General features: G+C 69.8%; 19 protein-coding genes. 13 read left to right on the top strand and 6 right to left on the bottom strand.

Annotated elements, in window-relative coordinates; all coding sequences use genetic code 11:
- Positions 1 to 164: 164 nt before the first annotated feature.
- The 9 genes from ngcE to OG852_RS13250 all read left to right on the top strand — a co-directional run bounded on the left by ngcE (position 165) and on the right by OG852_RS13250 (position 12454).
- Entirely contained in the window at positions 165 to 1628 is a 1464-nt protein-coding gene (ngcE, locus tag OG852_RS13290; RefSeq protein WP_133914649.1) for an N-acetylglucosamine/diacetylchitobiose ABC transporter substrate-binding protein, read from the top strand.
- A 6-nt stretch (positions 1629 to 1634) separates the two neighbouring features.
- Positions 1635 to 2561 carry a carbohydrate ABC transporter permease gene (locus tag OG852_RS13285; protein ID WP_330351441.1) on the top strand — a complete coding sequence of 309 codons (927 nt, stop codon included), beginning with the start codon at positions 1635 to 1637 and terminating at the stop codon, positions 2559 to 2561.
- Positions 2562 to 2563: 2 nt separating this feature from the next.
- Positions 2564 to 3478: a carbohydrate ABC transporter permease gene (locus OG852_RS13280; RefSeq protein ID WP_133914648.1), complete on the top strand. Its 915-nt coding sequence runs from the start codon at positions 2564 to 2566 to the stop codon at positions 3476 to 3478.
- A gap of 317 nt (positions 3479 to 3795) precedes the next feature.
- On the top strand, positions 3796 to 4995 hold the full coding sequence (locus OG852_RS13275; protein WP_133914647.1) for an ROK family transcriptional regulator: 1200 nt from the start codon (positions 3796 to 3798) through the stop codon (positions 4993 to 4995).
- Between the two features lie 136 nt (positions 4996 to 5131).
- Entirely contained in the window at positions 5132 to 6217 is a 1086-nt protein-coding gene (locus tag OG852_RS13270; protein WP_133914646.1) for a sugar ABC transporter substrate-binding protein, read from the top strand.
- A gap of 268 nt (positions 6218 to 6485) precedes the next feature.
- Positions 6486 to 7277: an ATP-binding cassette domain-containing protein gene (locus tag OG852_RS13265; RefSeq protein ID WP_133914645.1), complete on the top strand. Its 792-nt coding sequence runs from the start codon at positions 6486 to 6488 to the stop codon at positions 7275 to 7277.
- Positions 7274 to 8647 carry a sugar ABC transporter permease gene (locus OG852_RS13260; RefSeq protein WP_330348027.1) on the top strand — a complete coding sequence of 458 codons (1374 nt, stop codon included), beginning with the start codon at positions 7274 to 7276 and terminating at the stop codon, positions 8645 to 8647. Before OG852_RS13265 ends, OG852_RS13260 begins: the two co-directional genes overlap by 4 nt.
- A gap of 210 nt (positions 8648 to 8857) precedes the next feature.
- Complete coding sequence (gene dxs / locus OG852_RS13255) at positions 8858 to 10780, top strand: 1-deoxy-D-xylulose-5-phosphate synthase (protein WP_133914643.1); 1923 nt, start codon at positions 8858 to 8860, stop codon at positions 10778 to 10780.
- Between the two features lie 156 nt (positions 10781 to 10936).
- Complete coding sequence (locus OG852_RS13250) at positions 10937 to 12454, top strand: amino acid permease (RefSeq protein ID WP_133914642.1); 1518 nt, start codon at positions 10937 to 10939, stop codon at positions 12452 to 12454.
- 71 nt (positions 12455 to 12525) lie between these two features.
- Here the strand turns inward: OG852_RS13250 and OG852_RS13245 are convergent, their stop codons facing one another.
- On the bottom strand, positions 12526 to 12924 hold the full coding sequence (locus OG852_RS13245) for an NTP pyrophosphohydrolase (RefSeq protein WP_330348026.1): 399 nt from the start codon (positions 12922 to 12924) through the stop codon (positions 12526 to 12528).
- Between the two features lie 77 nt (positions 12925 to 13001).
- Here OG852_RS13245 and OG852_RS13240 point away from each other — a divergent pair, with 77 nt between their 5' ends.
- Positions 13002 to 14018, top strand: coding sequence for a hypothetical protein (locus tag OG852_RS13240; protein ID WP_330348025.1), 1017 nt, complete (start codon positions 13002 to 13004; stop codon positions 14016 to 14018).
- An 88-nt stretch (positions 14019 to 14106) separates the two neighbouring features.
- On the opposite strand, the gene OG852_RS13235 is transcribed toward OG852_RS13240, so the two are convergent.
- From OG852_RS13235 to OG852_RS13220, 4 genes are all read right to left on the bottom strand, one after another.
- Positions 14107 to 16236: a 3-hydroxyacyl-CoA dehydrogenase NAD-binding domain-containing protein gene (locus OG852_RS13235; RefSeq protein WP_133914639.1), complete on the bottom strand. Its 2130-nt coding sequence runs from the start codon at positions 16234 to 16236 to the stop codon at positions 14107 to 14109.
- Positions 16233 to 17450 (bottom strand): thiolase family protein, encoded by a 1218-nt coding sequence (locus tag OG852_RS13230; protein ID WP_133914638.1) that lies wholly within the window; start codon positions 17448 to 17450, stop codon positions 16233 to 16235. Before OG852_RS13230 ends, OG852_RS13235 begins: the two co-directional genes overlap by 4 nt.
- Positions 17451 to 17574: 124 nt before the next feature.
- Positions 17575 to 18603, bottom strand: coding sequence for a LacI family DNA-binding transcriptional regulator (locus OG852_RS13225; protein ID WP_330348024.1), 1029 nt, complete (start codon positions 18601 to 18603; stop codon positions 17575 to 17577).
- The gene (locus OG852_RS13220; protein ID WP_330348023.1) at positions 18600 to 20972 is read right to left on the bottom strand and encodes a glycoside hydrolase family 2 protein; all 2373 of its coding nucleotides are present in this window, start codon (positions 20970 to 20972) and stop codon (positions 18600 to 18602) included. The genes OG852_RS13225 and OG852_RS13220 overlap by 4 nt, the downstream gene beginning before the upstream one ends.
- Before the next feature lie 154 nt (positions 20973 to 21126).
- Here OG852_RS13220 and OG852_RS13215 point away from each other — a divergent pair, with 154 nt between their 5' ends.
- From OG852_RS13215 to OG852_RS13205, 3 genes are read left to right on the top strand one after another with little or no spacing between them, the layout of a single operon-like run.
- Positions 21127 to 22443: an ABC transporter substrate-binding protein gene (locus OG852_RS13215; RefSeq protein WP_330348022.1), complete on the top strand. Its 1317-nt coding sequence runs from the start codon at positions 21127 to 21129 to the stop codon at positions 22441 to 22443.
- The gene (locus tag OG852_RS13210; protein ID WP_330348021.1) at positions 22443 to 23402 is read left to right on the top strand and encodes a carbohydrate ABC transporter permease; all 960 of its coding nucleotides are present in this window, start codon (positions 22443 to 22445) and stop codon (positions 23400 to 23402) included. Before OG852_RS13215 ends, OG852_RS13210 begins: the two co-directional genes overlap by 1 nt.
- A complete protein-coding gene (locus OG852_RS13205) occupies positions 23399 to 24229 on the top strand; it encodes a carbohydrate ABC transporter permease (RefSeq protein ID WP_133914633.1) in 831 nt (276 codons plus the stop codon). Before OG852_RS13210 ends, OG852_RS13205 begins: the two co-directional genes overlap by 4 nt.
- A 36-nt stretch (positions 24230 to 24265) precedes the next feature.
- On the opposite strand, the gene OG852_RS13200 is transcribed toward OG852_RS13205, so the two are convergent.
- Entirely contained in the window at positions 24266 to 25576 is a 1311-nt protein-coding gene (locus OG852_RS13200; protein ID WP_330348020.1) for a ribonuclease D, read from the bottom strand.
- Between the last annotated feature and the right edge of the window lie 76 nt (positions 25577 to 25652).

The raw sequence follows: 25652 nt of genomic DNA, 5'->3' as shown, positions 1-25652 counted from the left end.
GGCGGCCGTGGACGGTCCATATTTCCGGGAGGTCTCAACTCGGAAAAGACCCATGGTCGGGCTGTGCTCGATCTTGCTCCGTCGGAGGGGAGTGGACTATACCTGTCGGCGATTCACGCGACCCGCAACGAATCCGCTCGACCTGAGAAGGCGAGGACTTGAGCATGGGATCCAGCTCCGGGAACAACGGTGCCGTGAACGGCGAATCGGCGGGCGTCGGCCGCCGCGATCTGATCAGGCGGTCGGCCGCACTCGGCCTGGCCTCCGTCCCCGCGATCGGCTTTCTGTCCGCGTGCGCCAGCAGCGGGGCCGGCGAGGAGGACAAGGCCAAGGCCGGAAAGAAGACGGCGAAGAACCCCCTTGCGGTCAATGAGACCGCCCCGATGGAATTCGTCCTGTTCGACGGCGGATTCGGCAAGGAGTACGCCGAGGACGCCGTGAAGATCTACGAGAAGGACTTCCCCGGGGCGAAGGTGAAGTTCTCGGCCACCCAGAAGATCCAGTCCACGCTCCAGCCCCGCTTCAACCAGGGCACCCCGCCCGACCTCATCGACAACTCCGGTGCCGAGCAGATGGACATGGGCGTCCTGGTCGGCAAGAAGCAGCTCGCCGACCTCACACCCCTGCTGGACGCGCCGTCGTACGACGACCCGGCCAAGAAGGTCCGTGACACCCTGCGCCCCGGCATCGTAGAGATGGGCCAGTTCGACGGCGACCCGGTCTGGATCATGTACTACGCCTACACGGTCTACGGCGTCTGGTACTCGCAGAAGGCCCTGGACTCGCTCGACGCCACCTATCCCGAGACCTGGGACGAGATGCTCGCGGTCTGTGAGAAGGCCAGGAAGAAGGGCATGGCGGGCTGGACATACGCGGGCAAATACCCGTACTACCTCCCGTTCTCGCTCTATCCGATGATCGGCAAGGTCGGTGGCCGTGAAGTCCTCGACGCCATCGACAACCTGGAGCCGAACGCCTGGAAACACCCCGCCGTCAAGGCCTGTTTCGAGGCGTACTACGAGCTCTACAAGAAGGGGTACGTCCTCAAGGGCACCCCGGGCCTGGACCACATCCAGTCGCAGACCGCCTGGGCCGAGGGCAAGGCCCTGTTCATCCCCAACGGCTCCTGGGTGGAGAACGAGTCGGCCAAGGTGATCCCGGCCGACTTCGACCTCGCCGTCTCCGCGCCCACCGGCATCGACTCCTCCGACAAGATGCCCTTCGGGACCATCTGGGCTTCCGGCGGCGAGCCCTTCGTCGTCCCCGCCAAGGCGAAGAACGGCTCCGGCGGCATGGAGCAACTGCGCATCATGCTCGGCGAGGCGTCCTCCAGGAACTTCACCGCCAAGGTCAAGTCGCTCACCGCCTACGACGGCGGCACCGACGGCATCACCCTCACCCCCGGTCTGAAGTCCGGCGTCGCCGCGCTGGAGAAGGCCGGCGACAACGTGGTGAACCCGCGACTGCAGGACTGGTACGTCCAGTTGCAGAAGGAGCAGATCGGCGTCGGCGGTCTCGGCGAGATGATGGCCGGACGGCTCACTCCCGTGGAGGCCATCAACAAGATCCAGGGTTATGCCGACGCCGCCGCCAAGGACACCTCGATCAAGCACTACAAGCACCAGTAGGTGGCGATGCAACACGGCAAATACCGGTTCATCGTGGGGTTTTTGGCGCTCCCCCTCGGACTGTACGCGCTCTTCGTGATCTGGCCGTTCCTCCAGTCCATCTCCTACTCGTTCACGGACTGGACCGGTCTGAGTCCCGAATTCAAGATGGTCGGCCTCGACAATTACCGCAGGCTGCTGGACGACCAGATCTTCTGGAAGTCGCTGTGGCACAGCCTGCTGTTCGCACTCCTGGTCCCCCTGGTGACACTCACCCTCGCGCTTTTCCTGTCCTTCATGATCAATGTCGGCGGGCGCCGAAGAAAAGGCGGCCCCGCGGTTTCCGGTGTCCGGGGCTCCTCCTTCTACAAGATCGTGTATTTCTTCCCGCAGGTGCTGTCCATCGCGATCGTCGCGCTGCTCTTCGCCTTCGCGTACAACCCGGACAGCGGTGCGATCAACGCCTTCCTGCGGGGCATCGGACTGGGCGACGTCCAGCCGCTGTGGCTCGGTGACCCGGATCTCGCGCTGTGGTGCGTGATGGCGGTCCTCGTCTGGTCCACGGTCGGCTTCTTCGTCGTCCTGTTCACGGCGGCCATGGCCGCCGTCCCCGCCGACCTGTACGAGGCCGCCCTGCTGGACGGCGCCGACCGGGCCGACACCTTCTTCCGGGTGACCCTGCCGCTGCTGTGGGACACCGTGCAGTCGGGCTGGGTCTACCTGGGCATCCTCGCCCTCGGCGCCGAGTCGTTCGCCGTCGTGCAGATCATGACGACCGGTCCCGGCGGCCCCGACTACTCGACCACCGTCATGGTCCTGTACGTGTACCAGAAGGCGTTCCGCGACGGTCAGGCCGCCTACGCCACCACCATCGGCGTCGCCCTGCTCGTCGTGACGCTGGCCTTCGCCGCCGTCGTCATGCGGCTCGGGCGGCGCGAGCGGCTGGAGTACTGACGATGAAGACGACCGAACCCCCCGCTCCCGTCCCCGCACCCGTCACCAAGGTCGGCCGGGCGCCCGGCCGGCCGGGCCCGGCGCCGACGTCCGAAGGCCGGGTCCTGAACGTCTTCTCGCACGGCGTGCTCGTCCTGTGGGCCGTGATGGTCGTGCTGCCGCTGCTGTGGGCGGTGATGACGTCCTTCAAGGACGACCGGTCCATCTTCTCCTCGCCCTGGGCGCTCCCGGACAGCCCGCACTTCGACAACTGGTCGCGGGCCTGGACCGAGGCCCACATGAGCGACTACTTCCTGAACACCGCGCTGGTGGTGGGAGGTTCGCTGGTCGGCACCCTGGTCCTCGGCTCCATGGCGGCCTATGTCCTCGCCCGCTTCGACTTCCCCGGCAACCGGTTCATCTACTACCTGTTCGTCGGGGGCATGGGCTTCCCCGTCATGCTGGCGCTGGTCCCGCTGTTCTACGTGGTGAACAATATGGGGCTGCTCAACACCCTGCACGGTCTGATCCTGGTCTACATCGCGTACTCGCTGCCGTTCACGGTGTTCTTCCTGACGGCGTTCTTCCGCACCCTGCCGGCGTCGGTGGCCGAGGCCGCGTTCGTCGACGGCGCCTCGCACAGCCGGATCTTCCTCCAGATCATGCTGCCGATGGCGAAACCCGGCCTGATCAGCGTGGGCATCTTCAACTTCCTCGGCCAGTGGAACCAGTACATGCTGCCGACGGTCCTCAACACCGACCCCGACAAGCGGGTCCTCACCCAGGGACTCGTCCAACTGGCCGTCAGCCAGGGCTACAAGGGTGACTGGTCCGGACTCTTCGCCGGCCTGGTCATGGCCATGCTTCCGGTGCTCGCGGCGTACGTGGTCTTCCAGCGGCAGGTCGTGCAGGGGTTGACAGCAGGGGCCCTGAAGTAAACCCGGCGTCTTCACGCGGCGTACACGGGCCCCGGGGAGCGGGCTGTCCGTGTACGCCGCTTTTCATGATCTCCGTAACCTTTTGGAGCCTCACGCTCCGAAGCCCTTCCCTTCCGGAATGTCACTTTCCGCGACGCCCCGCAGCCACCCCCGCACAGGCCGCTATGCCCCGCCGTGTGAGCGGGGGCGCGCTTGTTCGAGCGCGCGGATAGTGTTCAACCTCTTGACGGGAGCGGACCCGAACGGCTCAGCTTAGAGTTCACTAGTTGGACATAGACGGGGCCTCATTGAAGCGGCCCCGTGCGCAGGAGGTCGTCGTGGAGACTCCGGGGTCGCAGTCGTCACTGCATCGGGCCAACCTGGAGCGAGTGGTACGTGCCGTGCGTCTGGCCGGGTCCCTCACTCAGGCGGAGATCGCCCGTACGACGGGACTGTCCGCCGCGACGGTCTCCAACATCGTGCGCGAGCTCAAGGACGGCGGAACCGTCGAGGTCACGCCCACCTCCGCGGGTGGGCGCAGGGCGCGCAGCGTCTCGCTGAGCGGGGACGCCGGCATCGTGATCGGGGTGGATTTCGGCCACACCCATCTCCGGGTGGCCCTCGGCAACCTCGCCCATCAGGTCCTCGCCGAGGAGTCCGAGCCGCTCGATGTGGACGCCTCCTCGGCCCAGGGCTTCGACCGGGCGGAACAGCTGGTCATACGGCTGGTCGAGGCCACCGGGGTGGACCGTTCGAAGATCGCGGGCGTGGGGCTCGGTGTCCCCGGCCCGATCGATCTGGAGTCCGGCACGCTCGGCTCGTCGGCGATCCTGCCCGGCTGGATCGGGACCAGACCCGCCGAGGAGCTCAGAGGCCGCCTCGGGGTGCCCGTGCACGTGGACAACGACGCCAACCTCGGTGCCCTCGGAGAGCTGGTCTGGGGCAGCGGCCGGGGCGTACGTGATCTTGCTTACATCAAGGTCGCGAGCGGTGTGGGGGCCGGTCTGGTGATCGAGGGGAAGATTTACCGGGGCCCGGGTGGCACCGCAGGAGAAATCGGACATATTACACTTGATGAATCCGGACCGGTCTGCCGCTGCGGGAACCGCGGCTGCCTGGAGACCTTCGCGGCCGCGCGCTATGTGCTGCCACTGCTCCAGTCCAGCCACGGCACGGATCTCACGATGGAGGGCGTCGTGCGGCTGGCCAGGGACGGAGATCCGGGCTGCCGTCGGGTGATCGCCGACGTCGGCCGCCACATCGGCAGTGGAGTCGCCAATCTCTGCAACCTGCTGAACCCGAGCCGGGTGGTCCTGGGCGGTGATCTCGCCGAGGCCGGTGAGCTGGTGCTCGGTCCGATCAGGGAGTCCGTCGGCCGCTATGCCATCCCCAGTGCGGCGCGTCAACTCTCCGTTCTCCCGGGGGCACTTGGCGGCCGTGCGGAGGTGCTCGGAGCACTCGCTCTCGCACTCAGCGAGATGGGTGATTCGACCCTTTTGGACGGCACCCTCTCGGCCGCGACACCTGCCTTCACTTAGAGAACGAATGACGCCGTTGCCATCTCGTTAAGTATTTACTTCTTGACGTCGAACTTGCGGCCGAGTTGACTTCGAGCCACCTCGGCCGCAGCGTTGCGGCCCTGTCAGGGAGGCACACCCCAAAATGAACGCAACGATGCGTAGAGTCGTGATCGGCGCCACCGCCGTGTCCATGGCGCTGTCGATTGCCGCCTGCGGCAAGGCCGGCGACGACAAGGACAAGGACTCTGGCAGCAGCTCGGACAGCAAGTCCATCGGTCTGCTGCTCCCCGACAACGTCACCGCGCGCTACGAGAAGTTCGACAAGCCGTACTTCGACGCCAAGGTCAAGGAGCTCTGCTCCGACTGTGACGTGCAGTACGCGAACGCCGCGGCCGACCCGGCCAAGCAGGCTCAGCAGATGAGCTCCATGGTGACCAAGGGTGTCAAGGTCATCGTGATCTCCGCCCAGGACTCCGCCGCCATCAAGTCCTCCATCCAGTCCGCGGTGGACAAGGGCGTCAAGGTCGTCGCGTACGACCGCCTCGCCCAGGGCCCGGTCTCGGCCTACGTCTCCTTCGACAACGAGAAGGTCGGTGAGCTCCAGGGCGAGGCCCTGCTCGCCGCGCTCGGCTCCAAGGCGACCACCAAGTCGAAGATCGTCATGATCAACGGTGACGACGCCGACCCGAACGCCGCCCAGTTCAAGGCCGGCGCCCACAAGGCCCTCGACGGCAAGGTCGACATCGCCTACGAGCAGTCCGGCCTGTGGAAGGACACCGTCGCCGCCCAGAAGATGTCCGCGGCGATCACCCAGCTCGGCGCGAAGAACATCGCGGGCGTCTACTCCGCCAACGACGGCATGGCCGGTGGCATCGCCAACACCCTCAAGGGTGCGAAGATCAGCGGCATCCCGCTGACCGGTCAGGACGCCGAGCTCGCCGCCATCCAGCGGATCGTCGCCGGCACCCAGTCCTCCACGGTCTACAAGGCCTACAAGCCGGAGGCCGACACCGCCGCCGAGCTCGCGGTCAACCTGCTCCAGGGCAAGGACATCAAGTCCCTCGCCGACACCACGGTGACCAGCGGCTCCGGTGACAAGGTCCAGGCCAAGCTGCTGACCCCGGTGTCCGTCACGGTCAAGAACATCAACGACACGGTCGTCAAGGACGGTCTGTACACGGTCGCGGACATCTGCACCGCCGACTACGCCGCCGCCTGCAAGAAGGCCGGCCTGTCGTAAGCGCGCACCCCGTGTGACCCGGCCCGAGTCCCGTCGAGGGGCTCGGGCCCAGACCGCCGAGCGGTCCCGCGAGACCCCGCCGGCGCCTGCCTCACCTTCACACCCCGCTGCCGGGGCGGGCGTCGGACGGAACCGTTGCCAAGCGCGACGGATTCGCGCATGTTCATCTTGTAAACCTCGTGCGTACCGCGGCCTCGCGCCGCGCCCCGCACGTCCCTCCGCGCACTACCCCAAGCGCGGCATCCCCGCCGGTCAGGCGGCGAAGGAGATGGTTCACGTGTCCGCTACGCCCGTGCTGGCGTTGCGCGGAGTCTCCAAGCGATTCGGTGCGGTGCAGGCACTCACCGATGTCGATCTGGAGGTCCACGCCGGAGAAGTGGTCGCCCTGGTGGGCGACAACGGCGCAGGTAAGTCGACCCTGGTCAAGACGATCGCGGGTGTCCACCCCATCGATGAGGGCGTCATCGAGTGGGAGGGCAAGGCGGTCAGCATCAACCGGCCGCACGACGCCCAGGGGCTCGGCGTCGCGACGGTCTACCAGGACCTCGCGCTCTGCGACAACCTCGACGTCGTGGGCAACCTCTACCTCGGCCGCGAGCTGCTGCACCGAGGCGTCATCGACGAGGTGACGATGGAGAAGAACGCCCGCGAGCTGCTGTCCACGCTCTCCATCCGGATCCCGAGCGTGCGCATCCCGATCGCGAGCCTCTCCGGCGGTCAGCGCCAGGTCGTCGCCATCGCCCGCGCGCTGATCGGCGAGCCCAAGGTCGTCATCCTCGACGAGCCCACCGCCGCCCTCGGCGTCGAGCAGACCGCACAGGTCCTCGACCTCGTCGAGCGGCTGCGCGAGCGCAACCTCGGCGTCATCCTCATCAGCCACAACATGGCCGACGTCAAGGCGGTCGCCGACACCGTCGCCGTCCTGCGCCTGGGCAAGAACAACGGCTCCTTCCCCGTGAAGGACACCAGCCACGAAGAGATCATCGCCGCGATCACGGGTGCCACGGACAACGCCGTGACCCGTCGCGCGGAGCGGCGCACCGCGGAGGCGGCACAGTGAGCGACACGTCGAAGACCGTGAAGAGCGACTCCCCGGAGCCGGAGAAGTCCGGCACGGCCACCAAGGTCGACAAGACCGAGGGCGTCGTCGAGACGCAGGAGACCGTCGCCCCCGCCGACGACCCCACGGCCGCCCCGGTCGCCGTCGTCGACCCGCGGCTGCTGGTCCGTGAAGAGGGCCTCAAGGGCTACCTCACCGAGTTCAAGCGCAAGGTCAAGGGCGGCGAGCTCGGCTCGCTGCCGGTCGTCATCGGTCTGATCGTCATCTGGACGATCTTCCAGACGCAGAACGACCGCTTCCTGAGCGCCGACAACCTGTCCAACATCAGCTACTTCCTCTCGGCCACCGGCATGCTCGCCATCGGCCTGGTGTTCGTCCTGCTGCTGGGCGAGATCGACCTGTCGGTCGGTTCGGTCAGCGGTCTGTCGTCCACCCTGTTCGCCGTGTTCGCGGTGAACCACGGCATGAACCCCTGGCTCGCCCTGGTGCTGGCGGTCCTCACCGGTGTCGCCATCGGCTCGCTGCAGGGCTGGTTCTTCGCCAAGGTCGGCGTCCCCGCGTTCGTCGTCACCCTGGCCGGCTTCCTCGGCTGGAACGGCCTGATGCTGTGGCTGCTGGGCGACAGCGGCACGATCAACATCCCGTCCGAGTCGGGCCCGGTCCACCTGCTCGGCCAGAGCTCCTTCTTCATGGACCAGGCGATCATCGGCGCCTACCTGCTGGCCGGTCTCGCCGTGGTGCTCTCCCTCGTCGGCAACTTCAACGAGCAGCGCCGCCGCAAGGCCGCGGGTGTGCCGTTCCGGCCGACCAGCGAGATCCTGCTGCGCGTGGGTGCCCTCGCCGTGGCGGCCTTCGTCTCCGCCGCCGTCCTGAACGACGCGGCCGGCGTCTCCAACGCCCTGGTGATCTTCCTCGCGGCGCTGGTGATCGTCGACTTCGTGCTGCGCCGCACGACCTACGGCCGTCAGGTGTTCGCGGTCGGTGGCGGCATCGAGGCCGCGCGCCGTGCCGGTATCAACGTGCCGATGGTCCGGATCACCGTGTTCGCCATCTCCGGCGGCTTCGCGGCGATCGGCGGTATGTTCTTCGCCGGCCAGACCGCGAGCGCGACGCTGTCCGCCGGTGGCGGCAACACGCTGATGCTCGCCATCGCCGCCGCGGTCATCGGTGGTACGTCGCTCTTCGGTGGGCGTGGTTCCGTGTGGTCCGCGCTGCTGGGCATGCTGGTCATCCAGTCCATCCAGACCGGTCTTGACCTGCTGAACATGAACACCTCGATCCAGTACATGATCACTGGTGGGGTTCTGCTCGGCGCCGTCGTCATCGACTCGGTGTCGCGCAAGTCTCAGAAGGCGGCCGGTCGCGGTTAACCGCGCGGCTCGCCGTACGGGGTGCGGCGGGACTGCGGCTGACCCGCCGTCGTGGCTGGTCGCGCAGTCCCCCGCGCCCCTTTCGCGTTGGCCCACGTGCCCGGTGCTGGAACAGCGCCGGGCATAGGCGTGTCATAGGCCTGGGCGCGGAACATTAGACTCGACTGGCCCGGCAACAGCTCGAACAGCTTTTACTGCAAGGAGGCACGGGTGCCGCTGCTGACCCGCATCAGGGGACCGCGCGATCTGGACCGGCTCAGCCTGGAGGAGCTGGACCAGCTGGCAGAGGAGATCCGGACCTTCCTGGTCGAGGCCGTGTCCAAGACCGGCGGCCACCTCGGCCCCAACCTCGGCGTGGTCGAGCTCACCATCGCCCTGCACCGGGTCTTCGAGTCCCCGAGGGACAAGATCCTGTGGGACACCGGCCACCAGTCCTACGTCCACAAGCTGCTCACCGGGCGGCAGGACTTCTCCCGGCTGAAGATGAAGGGCGGCCTGTCCGGCTACCCCTCGCAGGCCGAGTCCGAGCACGACGTCATCGAGAACAGCCACGCCTCCACGGTCCTCGGCTGGGCCGACGGCATCGCGAAGGGCAACGAGATCCTCGACCGCGACAGCCATGTCGTCGCGGTCATCGGCGACGGCGCGCTGACCGGCGGTATGGCCTGGGAGGCGCTCAACAACATCGCCGACGCCAAGGACCGCCCCCTGGTCATCGTCGTCAACGACAACGAGCGCTCGTACGCGCCGACCATCGGCGGCCTCGCCAACCACCTCGCGACCCTGCGCACCACCGACGGCTACGAGCGGTTCCTGGCCCGCGGCAAGGACCTCCTGGAGCGCACCCCCGTCGTCGGCAAGCCCCTCTTCGACACCCTGCACGGCGCCAAGAAGGGCCTGAAGGACTTCATCGCGCCCCAGGGCATGTTCGAGGACCTCGGCCTGAAGTACGTCGGTCCGATCGACGGCCACGACCTCGAGGCGCTGGAGTCCGCGCTGGCGCGGGCGAAGCGCTTCGGCGGGCCCGTCATCGTGCACTGCCTCACCGAGAAGGGCCGCGGCTACCAGCCCGCCCTCCAGGACGAGGCCGACCGCTTCCACGCCGTCGGCAAGATCCACCCCGACACGGGCCTGCCCATCGCCAGCTCCGGCGCCGACTGGACCTCCGTCTTCGGCGAGGAGATGGTCAAGCTCGGCGAGGAGCGCGAGGACATCGTCGCGATCACCGCCGCCATGCTGCAGCCCGTCGGCCTGGACAGGTTCGCCAAGCGCTTCCCCGAGCGGGTCTACGACGTCGGCATCGCCGAGCAGCACGGCGCCGTCTCCGCCGCGGGCCTCGCCCACGCCGGGGTGCACCCCGTCTTCGCCGTCTACGCCACCTTCCTCAACCGCGCCTTCGACCAGGTGCTCATGGATGTCGCCCTGCACCGGTGCGGGGTGACCTTCGTCCTGGACCGCGCGGGTGTCACGGGCACCGACGGCGCCTCGCACAACGGCATGTGGGACATGTCGATCCTCCAGGTCGTCCCCGGTCTCAGGCTCGCCGCCCCGCGCGACGCCGACCAGGTCCGCGCCCAGCTCCGCGAGGCCGTCGCCGTCGACGACGCGCCGACCGTCGTACGGTTCTCCAAGGGCGCCGTCGGCCCCGCCGTCCCCGCCGTGGGGCGCGTCGGCGGCATGGACGTGCTGCGCGAGCCGGGCACCGACACCCCCGATGTGCTGCTGGTCTCGGTGGGCGCCCTCGCGCCGATGTGCCTGGAGATCGCCGCGCTGCTCGACAAGCAGGGCATCTCCACCACCGTCGTCGACCCGCGCTGGGTCAAACCCGTCGACGAGGCCATGGCCCCGCTCGCCGAGCGGCACCGGGTCGTCGTCACCGTCGAGGACAACAGCCGCGTCGGCGGTGTCGGCTCGGCGGTCGCCCAGGCCCTGCGCGACGCCGGCGTGGACGTGCCCCTGCGTGACTTCGGCATCCCGCCCCGCTTCCTCGACCACGCCTCCCGCGCCGAGGTGATGGCGGAGATCGGGCTGACCGCCCCCGACATCGCCCGCCAGGTCACCGGACTCGTCGCCAAGCTGGACGGCAGGTACGGCGCCACCGAGGTGGACTCCGTGGAGCCCGCCCGCGACTGACGCCGCCGGAGGCAAGCCGACGCGCCCGGATGGGCCGGTTCGACCACTGTGAAGAGTGGTGAAACCGGCCCATTCGCGTTAACCCGCCCGCGCCGGGGCATACGGTCTGTGCCCCCTCTCGATCATGTCGAGGACGACACAGCGTGGGAGGTACCCATGACCAGCACCCTCTTCCGGACGAAGAAGGTCGAGCAGTCCATCCTCGACACCGAGGAACCGGAGCACGCGCTCAAGAAATCCCTGTCGGCCCTGGATCTGACCGTCTTCGGCGTCGGCGTCATCATCGGCACCGGAATCTTCGTCCTGACCGGCACCGTCGCCAAGAACAACGCCGGCCCCGCCGTCGCCCTGGCCTTCGTCGCGGCCGGTGTCGCCTGCGGGCTCGCCGCCCTCTGCTACGCCGAGTTCGCCTCCACCGTCCCGGTGGCCGGCTCCGCGTACACGTTCTCGTACGCCTCCATCGGTGAACTGCCCGCCTGGATCATCGGCTGGGACCTGGTCCTGGAGTTCGCGCTCGGCACGGCGGTGGTGGCCGTCGGCTGGTCCGGGTACATCGCCTCGCTGCTCGACAACGCGGGCTGGCATCTGCCGGAGGCGCTCGGCGTGCGGGAGGAGTCCGGCGGCTTCGGCTTCGACATCCTCGCCGCCGCCCTCGTCCTGCTGCTCACCGCCATCCTGGTGGTCGGCACCAAGCTCTCCGCGCGGGTCACCTCGGTCGTCGTCGCCATCAAGGTGACCGTCGTGCTGACCGTGATCATCGCGGGTGCCTTCTTCATCCACGGCGAGAACTACGACCCGTTCGTCCCGAAGGCGCAGACCGTGCCGGCCGGCAACAGCCTTCAGGCGCCGCTCATCCAGCTGATGTTCGGCTGGGCGCCGTCCAACTTCGGCGTGATGGGCATCTTCACCGCCGCGTCCGTCGTGTTCTTCGCGTTCATCGGCTTCGACGTCGTCGCCACCGCCGCCGAGGAGACCAGGAACCCGCAGCGCGACATGCCCCGAGGGATCATCGGCTCCCTCATCATCTGCACCCTGCTGTACGTCGCCGTGTCCATCGTCGTCACCGGGATGGAGCACTACACCAAGCTGTCCGTGAGCGCCCCCCTCGCCGACGCCTTCAAGGCCACCGGGCACCCCTGGTTCGCGGGCTTCATCAGCTTCGGCGCCGCCGTCGGCCTCACGACGGTCTGCATGATCCTGCTCCTCGGCCAGACCCGGGTCTTCTTCGCGATGAGCCGCGACGGACTGCTGCCGCGCTTCTTCTCCCATGTCCACCCGCGGTTCAAGACCCCGCACCGGCCGACCATCCTGCTCGGTGTGCTCATCGCGATCCTGGCCGGCTTCACCAAGCTCAGCGAGCTCGCCGAACTGGTGAACATCGGGACGCTCTTCGCCTTCGTCGTCGTCGCGATCGGCGTCATCGTCCTGCGCCGCACCCGCCCCGACCTGCCGCGCGCCTTCCGCACCCCGTGGGTGCCGGTCATCCCGATCCTGTCGGTGTGCGCCTCGCTGTGGCTGATGCTCAACCTGCCCGCCGAGACCTGGCTCCGCTTCGGCATCTGGATGGTCATCGGCTTCTTCGTCTACTTCCTCTACGGCCGCTCCCACAGCCGTCTGGGACGCCACCAGGAGACGACGGCCGGCGAGGTACGCGGGGGCGGGGAAACGGCCTGAGCCCCCCGGCCGCCCGTCCCGTCACGGCCCCGGGCCGTGTCCGCGCAGTCCCGCCTGCCCCGCGACACGGCCTAGGAGGCGCCGCCCGGGCCCCGTACCGCGCGCGGGCCCGTCACCTCGGCGCCGAGGTCCGTCACCCGACGGCGCAGCTCCCGGTCGGCGGTGACGACCAGGCGGGGGCGGCCGTCGGCCCGGGCGACCAGGCCGACGATGTGGTCGTCCCCGCTGCCGGCCGCCGACTCCACCCGTACCCCCGCCACCGGCTCCACCCCGCGCGCCGCGCCCTCGACGACGAGCACGATCTCCACGGGCCCGGCGTGCCCCGGCAGCCCGTCCGCCGCCAGCCGGTCCCGCAGCCGCTCCGCTGCGCCCCGCCGGTCCCGCCACCAGCCGTCGGGCACCGACCCGACCACGTTCGCGCCGTCGACGATCACGAGCAGGGCGGGAGTGTCGTCCCGGGGGGCGTCCATGGGATCAGCGTCCCACGGACGCCACGACCACCGGCCCGCCGGGAGTGGCCGGGAAGCCGCCGACATAAGGTGAACGGGTGAACGGCGACTGGCTCATACGCGGCCGCGACGGGCGGCTCAGTGTCTACCTGACGTCGGACGACGCCGTCCTGTGCCGCGCGGAACACACCCCGGGCGGTCCATGGGACGGCCCGCGACGGGTCGGCGGCGACCAGAAGGTGCACCCGGTCCTCGCGGTCGGACAGGGCGCCGACGGCTACGCGCATCTGGTGTCCTGGCGGCCCACCGCGAAGGCGGAGGCGGGCCTGGTGCACTCCGTCCACTACCGGCCGCTGCTGGCCCCGCTGGACTGGGCGCCCGTCGGCCACCCGGACAAGCGGGGCGCCCGCACCGGAGCGCCGGCCGTCGCGGTGGACGCCCAGGGGCGGGCCCATGTCTTCGTCCCCGACAAGGCCACCGGGATCGGCATGGCCGCCCAGAAGGAGAAGGGCGGCTGGGAGCCCTGGCAGACCCTGGAGGGCAAGGGCGTCGAGGGCCCGCCCGTCGCGGTGACGGGGGAGTCGGGACGTATCGAGGTGTACGCGGCCGTGTCCGGCGGGATCCTGCACTGGCGCCAGGAGGAGGCGGGCACCCGGCCCGTGCTGGAGGAGGCCCTGGAGGCGGCGGTCCGCCCCGGCACCCTGCGGGCGCTCGCCACCTCGGCCGGGCACACGACCCTCTTCTACACCGACGGCTCCGGTGAGCTGTGGGCCTGGCGCCCCGGGGGCAAGCCCGCCCCCCTGATCACCGCCGCCGGCCCCGGTCCGGTCGCGGCGATCCGCTGTGAACTCGACGGGCACGACTGCACCCTGCTCGCCCAGCGTGCCACGAGCGGCCGGGTCGCGTTCGCCGCCTACCCCACCGAAGAGGAGTCGGCCGGCGCCTGGTGGACCGAGTCCGGCCCGCACCTGGCCCCGGACGCCGAGGTGGCGCTGGCCGTGGACCACGAGGACCGCGTGGTCGCCGCCACCCTGTCCCCGTCGACCGGCCGCCTTCTGCTCAGCCGCCGCAAGGACGAGCCGGTTCTCGCGCTGACGGCCTGGCAGGAGGTCTGAGCGGGCGGCCCGTTCGGCGGCGGACGCGGACACGAAGAAGGGCCTCCGTCCGCCGACGGAGGCCCTCCTCGGATACGTTCTACGGCCGTTACGCCGGAACCGACGCCGTGCCCGGAGCCAGGAACCGCTTGCCGTTCACCCGCTCGGAGACGCCCTCGCGGTCCAGGTACGGCGTGATGCCGCCCAGGTGGAAGGGCCAGCCGGCGCCCGTGATCAGGCACAGGTCGATGTCCTGGGCCTCGGCGACGACACCCTCGTCGAGCATGAGCCCGATCTCCTGCGCCACCGCGTCCAGCACCCGCGCCCGCACCTGCTCCTCGGTGAGGACCGTGTCGCCCTGCTTCAGCAGCGCGGCGACCTCGGGGTCGAGCTCGGGCTTGCCGCTGTCGTACACGTAGAAGCCGCGCTTGCCGGCCTCGACGACCGCCTTGAGGTTCGGGGAGACCGTGAAGCGGTCCGGGAACGCCCGGTGGAGCGTCTCCGAGACGTGCAGACCGATCGCCGGGCCGACCAGCTCGAGGAGGACCAGCGGGGACATCGGCAGGCCGAGCGGCTCCACGCCCTTCTCCGCGACCTCGACCGGGGTGCCCTCGTCGATGACGTTCTGCACCTCGCCCATGAAGCGGGTCAGGATGCGGTTCACGACGAACGCCGGGGCGTCCTTCGTCAGCACCGCCGTCTTCTTCAGCTTCTTGGCGACGGCGAACGCCGTGGCCAGGGAGGCGTCGTCGGTCTGCTCGCCGCGGACGATCTCCAGGAGCGGCAGGACCGCGACCGGGTTGAAGAAGTGGAAGCCCACGACCCGCTCGGGGTGCTGGAGCTTCGAGGCCATCTCCGACACCGACAGCGAGGAGGTGTTCGTCGCGAGGATCGCGTGCGCCGGGGCGACCGCCTCGACCTCCGCGAACACCTGCTGCTTGACACCGATCTCCTCGAACACGGCTTCGATGATGAAGTCCGCGTCCGCGAAGCCCTCGGCCTTGTCCAGGACACCGGTGACCAGGGCCTTGAGGCGGTTGGCCTTGTCCTGGTTGATCCGGCCCTTGCCGAGCAGCTTCTCGATCTCGGCGTGGACGTAGCCCACACCCTTGTCGACGCGCTCCTGGTCGATGTCCGTCAGGACGACGGGCACCTCCAGGCGGCGCAGGAACAGCAGGGCGAGCTGGCTGGCCATCAGGCCCGCGCCCACCACGCCGACCTTGGTGACCGGGCGGGCCAGGCTCTTGTCCGGGGCGCCCGCGGGACGCTTGCCGCGCTTCTGCACCAGGTTGAACGCGTAGATGCCGGCGCGCAGTTCACCGCCCATGATCAGGTCGGCGAGCGCGGTGTCCTCGGCGTCGTAGCCCTGCTGGAGGTCGCCGTTCTTGGCGGCGGCGATGATGTCGAGGGCGCGGTAGGCGGCCGGGGCCGCGCCGTGCACCTTGGAGTCGGCGACGAACCGGCCGCGCGCGACGGCTTGGTCCCAGGCCTCGCCGCGGTCGACGACCGGACGCTCGACCGTGACGTCGCCCTTGAGGACGTTCGCCGTCCAGATCAGCGACTGCTCCAGGAAGTCCGCGCCCTCGAACAGCGCGTCCGCGATCCCGAGCTCGAAGACCTGGGCGCCCTTGAGCTGCTTGTTCTGGTTGAGGCTGTTCTCGACGATCACCGAGACGGCCTTGTCGGCGCCGATCAGGTTCGGCAGCAGCGTGCAGCCGCCCCAGCCGGGGACCAGACCGAGGAAGACCTCGGGGAGCGAGAACGCCGGGAGCGCCTTGGAGACGGTGCGGTAGGTGCAGTGCAGACCGACCTCGACACCGCCGCCCATCGCCGCGCCGTTGTAGTAGGCGAAGGTCGGGACCGCGAGGCCCGCGAGGCGCTTGAACACCTCGTGGCCGCCCTTGCCGATGGCGAGCGCGTGGTCGTACTCCTTGAGGAGCTCGACGCCCTTGAGGTCCGCGCCGACGGCGAAGACGAACGGCTTGCCGGTGACACCGGCACCGACGATCTCGCCGGCCGCGGCCTCCTTCTCCACCTGGTCGATCGCGGTGTTCAGGTTCGCGAGCGAGGCGGGGCCGAAGGTGGTCGGCTTGGTGTGGTCGAAGCCGTTGTCGAGGGTGATCAGGGCGAAGCGCCCGGCACCGAACGGCAGGTCCAGGTGGCGTACGTGCGCCTGGGTGACGACCTCGTCCGGGAACAGCTCGGCCGCGCCCTTCAGCAGCTCAGCGGTGGTGCTCACTTGTCCCCCTCGAAGTGCGGGTTCTCCCAGATGACCGTCGCGCCCATGCCGAAGCCGACGCACATGGTGGTCAGGCCGTAGCGGACGTGCGGCTGCTCCTCGAACTGGCGGGCGAGCTGCGTCATCAGACGCACGCCGGAGGAGGCCAGCGGGTGACCGAAGGCGATGGCGCCGCCGTACTGGTTGACGCGCTCGTCGTCGTCGGCGATGCCGTAGTGGTCGAGGAAGGCCAGCACCTGGACGGCGAAGGCCTCGTTGATCTCGAACAGACCGATGTCGGAGATGGTGAGCCCCGCCTGCGCGAGGGCCTTCTCCGTGGCCGGGATCGGGCCGTAGCCCATGACCTCCGGCTCGACGCCCGCGAAGGAGTACGAGACGAGGCGCATCTTGACCGGCAGGCCGTTCTCGCGGGCGAAGTCCTCGGACGCGATCAGGGAGGCGGTGGCGCCGTCGTTCAGACCGGCCGCGTTACCGGCGGTGACCCGGCCGTGGACACGGAACGGGGTCTTCAGACCGGACAGGTTCTCCAGGGTGGTGCCCGGGCGCATCGGCTCGTCGGCGGTGACCAGGCCCCAGCCCGTCTCACCGGCGTCCGCGTTCGTGCGGCGCACCGAGATCGGCACCAGGTCGGCCTGGATCTTGCCGTTGGCGTACGCCTTGGCGGCCTTCTCCTGGGAGCGCACCGCGTACTCGTCCGCGCGCAGCTTGGTGATCTGCGGGTAGCGGTCGTGCAGGTTCTCCGCGGTCATGCCCATGAACAGCGCGGACTCGTCGACCAGCTTCTCGGAGACGAACCGCGGGTTCGGGTCCACGCCCTCGCCCATCGGGTGGCGGCCCATGTGCTCGACACCGCCGGCGACGGCGATGTCGTACGCGCCGAAGGCGACCGAGCCGGCGACCGTGGTGACGGCGGTCAGGGCGCCGGCGCACATACGGTCGATGGAGTAGCCGGGCACCGACTGGGGGAGACCGGCCAGGATGCCGGCGGTACGGCCGATGGTCAGGCCCTGGTCGCCGATCTGCGTGGTCGCGGCGATGGCGACCTCGTCGATCTTCTTGGGGTCGAGACCGGGGTTGCGGCGCAGCAGCTCCCGGATCGCCTTCACGACGAGGTCGTCGGCGCGGGTCTCGTGGTAGATGCCCTTCGGGCCCGCCTTGCCGAACGGGGTACGGACGCCGTCGACGAAGACGACGTCCCTGACGGTACGAGGCACGATGGCTCTCCTCCAGAGGGTGCGGGATGGCACTGCTGCGATGCGCAAGCTGAGCGCGCGCTCAGGACCCATGCTACTTATCAGTAACGTAGCTGCACAGCCTTGGAGGCCCAAGCGGCGAACGTCACACCTTCGGCGGAGCCGTCGACCCCCGCGGCGTCAGCACCGGCGTCGGCACGGGGTGCGATCCCGGGCCCCGGCCCATGATCGCCCCGAACAGCGTACGGGCCGCCTCGGCGCCGAAGCCGTGCACGTCGTGGCTCATCGCGGAGAGCGTCGGATGGGTCAGCCGGCACAGCTGGGAGTCGTCCCAGGCCAGCAGCGACACGTCCCGGGGGACGCTCAGTCCCATCTCGGACGCGACCGCGAGCCCGGCCACCGCCATGATGTCGTTGTCGTAGACGATGGCCGTCGGCCGGTCCGGCGGGGCGGCGGTCAGCATCGAGCGGGTGGCCCGCGCCCCCGCCTCCCCCGAGTAGTCCGTGGCCACCTGCCACGCCCCGGCGAGCCCCAGCTCCCGCGCCGCCGCGTCGAAGGCGGCCGTCCGCATCACCGTGTGCCCGAGCGCGGCGGCACCCCCCACCCGGGCGACACGGCGATGACCGAGCGCCGCGAGATACCGCACCGCCTCCGTCACCGCCGTCGCGTCGTCCGTCCACACCGAGGTCAGGGACCCGGTGAGCGACGGATGGCCGACCGCCACCACCGGCAGCCCGAGCCGCTCGGCCGCCGCCACCCGGGGATCGTCGGCCCGGAAGTCCACCAGGATCGCCCCGCCGATCTGCCGCCCCCGCCACCACGACTCAAGGAGACCCGCCTCCTCCTCCACACCCGAGACCAGCCGCAGCAGCAGTGAGCAGGCGTGCTCGGTGAGCACGCTCTCCACCCCGGAGACGAACTCCATGTAGAACGGCTCCAGACCCAGCATCCGGGCCGGCCGGCAGATCGCCAGCCCCACCACGTCCACCCGTGAGCTCGACAGCGACCGCGCGGTCGGATTCGGCTCCCAGCCCAGCTCCCGCGCCGCCGTGAAGATCCGCTCCCGGGTCGCCTCCGACAGGCCCGGCTTGCGGTTGAAGGCGAGCGACACCGCCCCCTTGGACACGCCCGCACGCGCGGCGACGTCCTTGATGGTGACGCGAGAGGACGTCATCGGACGGGCTCCAGGCAGTACAGGGCGGCACGGGCCGCGTCGGCATCGGGAGTGTCCCAGCCCGTCACCCCGATCGTCACCCGTTCCCCGGGCAGCAGGGTCACCAGCCCCCGGTCGGCCCGTACGTCCGGCCCCAGCCGGTCGGCCTGGAGCAGCAGATCCCGTACGAGGGTGAGAGCCGTCACCGTGATCCGCCCCGGCGCCACGCTCACCTCGAACTCCGGTACAGGGTAGGGGATTTCACGGTCGGCGACCGGAAAGTACAGCGCCCGCAGCCCCTCGGCGTCGGCCACCAGGAACTCCTTCGCCCCGGACGGCTCCAGCTCCCCGGGCACCCGCACCACGCCCACGGCCCGTGCGTCCGCCGCCAGGTGGACGTCCGCCGCCCCGAGCACCTCCCCGTCGACGGACATCCGCCGCAGCCGCAGCATCCCCGTCCACGGCTCGGCCGACTGGTTCACCGCCGCCGACACCAGCCCGCCGCCCCGCACTTGGAGCGTCAGCAGCCGGTCCGCGTACAGCCGTCGCAGCTCGTGGTACAGCGGCTTCTCGCGTCCGTCCCCGTCGATCGCCGCCCAGGAGGTCACCGGCCAGCAGTCGTTGAGCTGCCAGACGACCGTCCCCGCGCACACCGGCCAGTGCGACCGCCAGTGCTCGATCCCGGCGGCCACCGCCCGCGCCTGGTTGACCTGCGTCAGATAGTGCCAGCGGTCGAAGTCCCCCTCGGGGACGGCGAAATGCCGGGCGAGCCCGCGCGCCAGCTTGCCGTTGCCGTCGTCCGCCTTCTGCCGGTGCAGCATCCCGGGGGAGTCCGGGGCGAGCTCCTCACCGGGCAGCGCCCGCCGCAGGGTGGCGTACGCGGGCGGCGCCTGCCAGCCGAACTCGGCGACGAAACGCGGCACTTCACCGCGGTACTCGGCGTAGTCACGCCGGTTCCACACCTCCCAGGAGTGATGGGTGCCGTGCGCCGGGTCGTTCGGGTGGTGCTCCCAGGAACCGGACCAGGGACTCCCGGCCGTGTACGGCCGTGTGGGGTCCAACTCGGCGACCACCCGCGGCAGGACCCCCAGGTAGTACCCCTCGCCCCAGGAGTCCCCGGCGAGCCGCTCCTCCCAGCCCCAGTCCCGGAACCCCCACAGGTTCTCGTTGTTGCCGTTCCACAGCACCAGCGACGGATGCGGCATCAGCCGTACGACGTTCTCCCGGGCCTCCGCCTCCACCTCACCGCGCAGCGGCTGCTCCTCGGGATAGGCCGCGCACGCGAACGGGAAGTCCTGCCACACCAGGAGCCCCAGCTCGTCGCAGGCGTCGTAGAAGTCCTCGCTCTCGTAGATCCCGCCGCCCCACACCCGCACCAGGTCCACCCCGGCGTCGGCGGCCTGGCGCAGCCGCTCCCGGTAGCGCTCCCGGGTCACCCGGGAGGGGAAGGCGTCGTCCGGGATCCAGTTCACGCCGCGCGCGAACAGCCGCTCGCCGTTGACGACCAGGGTGAATCCGGTGCCGTGCGCATCGGGCCGCCGGTCCAGCTCGACGGTCCGCAGGCCGATCCGCCGCCGCCAGCGGTCCAACGCCGCACCCTCATGGAGCAGCGTCAACTCCACTTCGTACAGCGGCTGTTCGCCGTAGCCGCGCGGCCACCACAGCCGGGCGTCCGGCACCTGAAGCCGTACGACCGCGCTCGTGCCCTCGACGCGGGCGCGCGCCTCGGTGCCGCCCACCCGGGCCTCCAGCGTGAGCGCGGCCTCCACCCGGGTGCGCTCCACCTCGACGTGCAGTTCGACGACACCGACGCCCCGGTGGACGGTGACGAGCGGGCGCACCCGGGCGAGGCGCGCCGTCGACCAGCGCTCCAGCCGCACCGGCCGCCAGATTCCGGCCGTCACCAGGGTCGGTCCCCAGTCCCAGCCGAAGGAGCAGGCCATCTTGCGGAGGTACTGATACGGCTCGGCATACGCGGCCGGCCGCTCGCCGGTCCTCCCGCGCACCGCCTCGGCCTCCGCGTAGGCGGACGCGAAGCGGACCGACAGCGGCCCGCTCACCCCCGTCACGTCGAACCGGTACGAGCGGTGCATGTTCCGCACCCGGCCCAGGAGCCGGCCGTCCAGACGGATCTCGGCGGCCGTGTCGAGGCCCTCGAACACCAGGTCGGTCTGCTCGTGTCCGGACGGCACGGCCGGCAGCTCGCTCTCGTACGTCCACTCGCGCCGCCCGACCCAGGCGACGTCGGTCTCGCCCCGCCCCACGAAAGGGTCCGGGATCACCCCCGCGGCCAGCAGATCGGTGTGCACACAACCCGGCACCACGGCGGGCAGCGCCTCTCCCCGGTGCCGCAGGATCCATCCGTCGGTGAGCGGTGTGGCCTCCAGCATGCGCGCTCCCTAAACCGGTCGAGGTCGATCGTGGGCACCATCGGTCCAGCCTTGGCGGGAATGGGACTTTACCGGTTGAGGAAAGCGCTGTCAGAGTGCCGAATCAGCCAACCCGCACGTGCTCGTCCGTCCCCCTCGAACGGAGCTGATGCACATGAACCGCCGTACAGCCCTGGCCGTCGCCGTGGGAACCGCGCTGCTCGTCCTGCCCGCCTGCACCGCCACCGGCGGCACGTCGAAGGGGGCCGACGCCAAGGCCGCCGACGATCCGTCGAAGGTCACCGGCACCATCACGGTCCTCACCCAGCGGACGGACCTCGTCCAGGACGGCACGCTGAAGAAGTACGCGGCCGAGTTCAACAAGACGTATCCGGAGGTGAAGGTCGAGTTCCAGGCCCTCACCAACTACGAGGCCGAAGTCAAGATCCGGATGAACACGGAGAACTACGGCGACGTCCTGATGATCCCCGGGGTCATCAAGAAGAGCGACTACCCGAAGTTCTTCGCCTCCCTCGGCACCGTCGAGGAGCGCGGCCGGAAGTACCGGTTCACCGACTTCACCGCCGTCGACGGCAAGGTCTACGGCCAGAGCCCGATCGGGGTGATGCCGGGCTTCGTCTACAACAAACGGGTCTGGAAGGAGGCCGGGGTCACCGACTGGCCCACCACCCCCGCCGAGTTCCTCGCCGGCCTGAAGGCGATCAAGGCGAAGACGGACGCCGTCCCCTACTACACCAACTTCGCCGCGGGCTGGACGCTCACCTCGTGGACCTTCGTCAACGGCTCGGTCCACTGCGACCCGCAGGCCACCACCAAGCTGGCCGAGGGCGACCCCTGGGCCGAGGGCGCCGATCTGCGCGTCGGCGACACCCTCCTGTACGACATCGTCCACGAGGGCCTCGCCGAGAAGGACCCCACCACCTCCAACTGGGAGGCGTCCAAGCCCCGGTTGGCCAAGGGCGAGATCGCCACGCAGTGGCTCGGCACCTGGGCGGTCATCCAGTTCCAGGACGCCGCGCGGAAGGCCGGCGTCGATCCCGACGACATCGGCTTCATGCCCTTCCCGGCGCAGGTGGACGGCACGTTCTGCGCGGTGGCCGGCCCCGACTACAACCAGGCCGTCAACGTCCACTCCCGGCACAAGGAGGCCGCCCGCGCCTGGATCGACTGGTTCACCGACAAGTCCGGCTACGACCGGGACAACCTCGCCATCTCCCCGCTGAAGGACGCGCCCCTGCCCGAGGTCCTCAAGCCGTACGAGGACGCGGGCGTCAAGCTCATCGAGCTCGACGACAGCAAGGGCGCCGAGGTCAAGCTGATCGACACCGAGTCCGAGGTCGGCATCAACACCCCCGACTACCGCCAGAACCTCGTCGACCTCGCGCGCGGCGCCCGCAAGGGCACCCTCGACGACTTCCTCGCGGACCTCGGCAAGAAGTGGACGGACACCCAGAAGACCGTGGGGTCCTGATGGCGGACACCACCGAGAAACCGGCGGTGGGACACCCGGGGACGCGGCCGGCGCGCGGGGACGCACCCGTGCCGGCCCCGGCCCCCCGCAGGGCCCGCTTCTGGCGGCGGCTGACGCCCTGGCTGTTCCTGGCCGTACCGCTCGCCCTGCTGATCGCCTTCACCTACGCGCCGATCGTCAACATGGTCGCCTACAGCTTCACCGACTGGGACGGCGTCAGCCCCGAACTGCACTACACGGGCACCGAGAACTACACCGAACTCCTCACCCGCTCCGACCTGTTCGAGGTCTTCTTCGTCAGCGGCTACTACCTGGCCGCCTCGGCCGTGCAGATCGTCGTCGCGCTCTGGTTCGCGACGGTCCTCAGCTTCGACGTCCGCTTCCGGAACTTCTTCAAGGGCGTGCTGTTCTTCCCGTATCTGATCAACGGGGTCGCGATCGGTTTCGTGTTCCTGTACTTCTTCCAGGACGGCGGCACCCTCGACTCGGTCCTCGCCCTGTTCGGGTACCACTCCGACCACGCCTGGCTCGGCACCCCGGTCTCCGCGAACACCTCCCTCGCGGGCGTCTCCGTCTGGCGCTATCTGGGCCTGCACTTCGTGCTGTTCCTGGGCGCGATCCAGTCCATACCGGGCGAGCTGTACGAGGCGTCCGAACTGGACGGCGCCAACCGGTGGCACCAGTTCCGGCACATCATCCTGCCCGGCATCAAACCGGTGCTGACGCTGACCGTGATCCTCTCGGTCTCCGGCTCGCTGTCGGCCTTCGAGATCCCGTACATCATGACCGGCGGGGCGACCGGCACCGAGACCTTCGTGATCCAGACCGTGAAGCTGGCCTTCCAGTTCAACAAGACGGGCCTCGCCTCGGCCGCCGCCGTGGTCCTGCTGCTGATCATCCTGGCGGTGACCTGGCTCCAGCGCCGACTGGTCCCCGACGACAGGGTGGACCTCGTATGACCCGCCGCGCCGCAGCCCGCACGCTGGTGTACCTGTCCCTGGTCCTCGCCTCGCTGGTCGTCCTGCTCCCGCTGGGCGTGGTCCTGCTGACCTCGCTCAAGACCGACGAGGAACTCGCGGACGACAGCGGGGCCCTGACGCTCCCCGACGATCCGCTGAACTTCCACAACTACGTGACGGCGTTCCAGGACGGCCGGATGCTGTCGGCCTTCGGGCACACCGCGTTCATCCTGGTGTTCTCGATCGGCGGGACCGTGCTCATCGGCTCGATGACGGCGTACGCCATCGACCGCTTCACGTTCCGCTTGCGCAAGCTGGTCGTGGCCCTGTTCCTGCTGGCCGCGCTCGTCCCCGGGGTCACCACCCAGGTGGCGACCTTCCAGATCGTCAACGGCTTCGGCATGTTCGACACGCTGTGGGCGCCCATCGCCCTCTACATGGGCACGGACATCGTCTCGATCTACATCTTCCTGCAGTTCGTCCGCTCGATCCCGGTCTCCCTGGACGAGTCGGCCCGCCTCGACGGCGCGAACGCCTTCACCGTCTACCGGAAAATCATCTTCCCGCTGCTGAAACCGGCGATCGCCACGGTCGTGATCGTGAAGGGGATCACCGTCTACAACGACTTCTACATCCCCTTCCTCTACCTGCCCTCTCAAGATCTTGGCGTGATCTCGACGTCCCTGTTCCGCTTCAAGGGCCCCTTCGGCGCCCACTGGGAAACGATCTCGGCAGGAGCGGTCCTGGTCATCCTGCCGACCCTGATCGTCTTCCTGGCCCTCCAGAAGTACATCTACAACGGCTTCATGAAAGGAGCGACCAGATGAGCGGCCTTCAGGGGCACGGGGCTGTTTCGGGCGAACTCAAGCCGTCAGCGCCTTGACCAGCACCGGCGTCACCTGCTCCACCTGCCAGGGCCGAGCCCCCAGCCCCGCGAGTATGCCGCCGATCGACTCCTCGTCGACGGGAGCGGGCGGCTCCCAGCACACCCGCCGCACACTGTCCGGAGCGATCAGGTTCTCCTGGGGCATGTTCAGCCGCTCGGCCAACGCGGAGACGGCCGCCCGCGCCGCGGAGAGCCGTGCCGCGGCCGCCGGGTCCTTGTCGGCCCATGCCCGCGGGGGCGGCGGCCCCGCCACCGGCTGCCCCGGCTGCGGCAGCTGCGACTCGCCGAGCGCCTTCGCCCGGTCGACGGCGGCCTGCCACTGTTCGAGCTGCCGCCGCCCCATCCGGTGCCCGTAGCCGTTCAGCGCGGCGAGCGCGTGCACGTTCGCGGGGAGGGCGAGCGCGGCCTCCACGATCGCCGCGTCGGAGAGCACCTTGCCGGGCGAGACGTCCCGCCGCTGGGCGATGCGGTCCCGGGTCTGCCACAGCTCCCGCACCACCCCGAGCTGCCGCCGCCGACGCACCTTGTGCATGCCGGAGGTGCGGCGCCAGGGGTCCTTGCGGGGCTCCGGCGGGGGAGCGGAGGCGATGGCGTCGAACTCCTGGTGGGCCCACTCCAGCTTGCCCTGCCGGTCCAGCTCCTTCTCCAGCGCGTCGCGCAGGTCGACGAGGAGCTCGACGTCCAGGGCGGCGTAGCGCAGCCAGGGCTCGGGGAGCGGGCGGGTGGACCAGTCGACCGCGGAGTGGCCCTTCTCGAGGACGAAACCGAGGACGCCCTCGACCATCGCGCCGAGGCCGACCCGGGGGAACCCGGCGAGCCGGCCGGCCAGCTCGGTGTCGAACAGCCGGGTGGGCACAAGACCTATCTCGCGCAGACAGGGCAGGTCCTGGGTGGCGGCGTGCAGCACCCACTCGACGCCGGACAGGGCCTCGCCGAGTCCCGACAGGTCGGGGCAGGCGACGGGGTCGATCAGGGCGCTGCCGGCGCCCTCGCGGCGGAGCTGCACCAGATAGGCGCGCTGTCCGTAGCGGTAGCCGGAGGCGCGCTCGGCGTCCACGGCGACCGGGCCGGTGCCGGCGGCGAAGGCGGCGACGGCCTCGGCGAGCGAGGCGGCGTCGGCGATCACGGGCGGGATGCCCTCGCGCGGTTCGAGCAGCGGGGTCGGCTCGGGCACGGCCAGAGGTGTCGGCGCCCCGGAAACAGGAGAGGCAGATCCGCCGTCGTCCGGAGGGGCGCCTCCGGTGGTTCGCAGTGAGCTGGCTGCTGCGGTCTCTTGGGCGTCGGTCACCTGTCAAGGGTATCCGTGTGTGGACGGGACCCGCCGACGGAACGTTCCGTCGACGGGCGCCCCGGGGTCGTAAACA

Source organism: Streptomyces sp. NBC_00582 (genome assembly GCF_036345155.1).
GTDB lineage: Bacteria > Actinomycetota > Actinomycetes > Streptomycetales > Streptomycetaceae > Streptomyces.
This window is presented reverse-complemented; position numbering and strand designations above follow the sequence as displayed.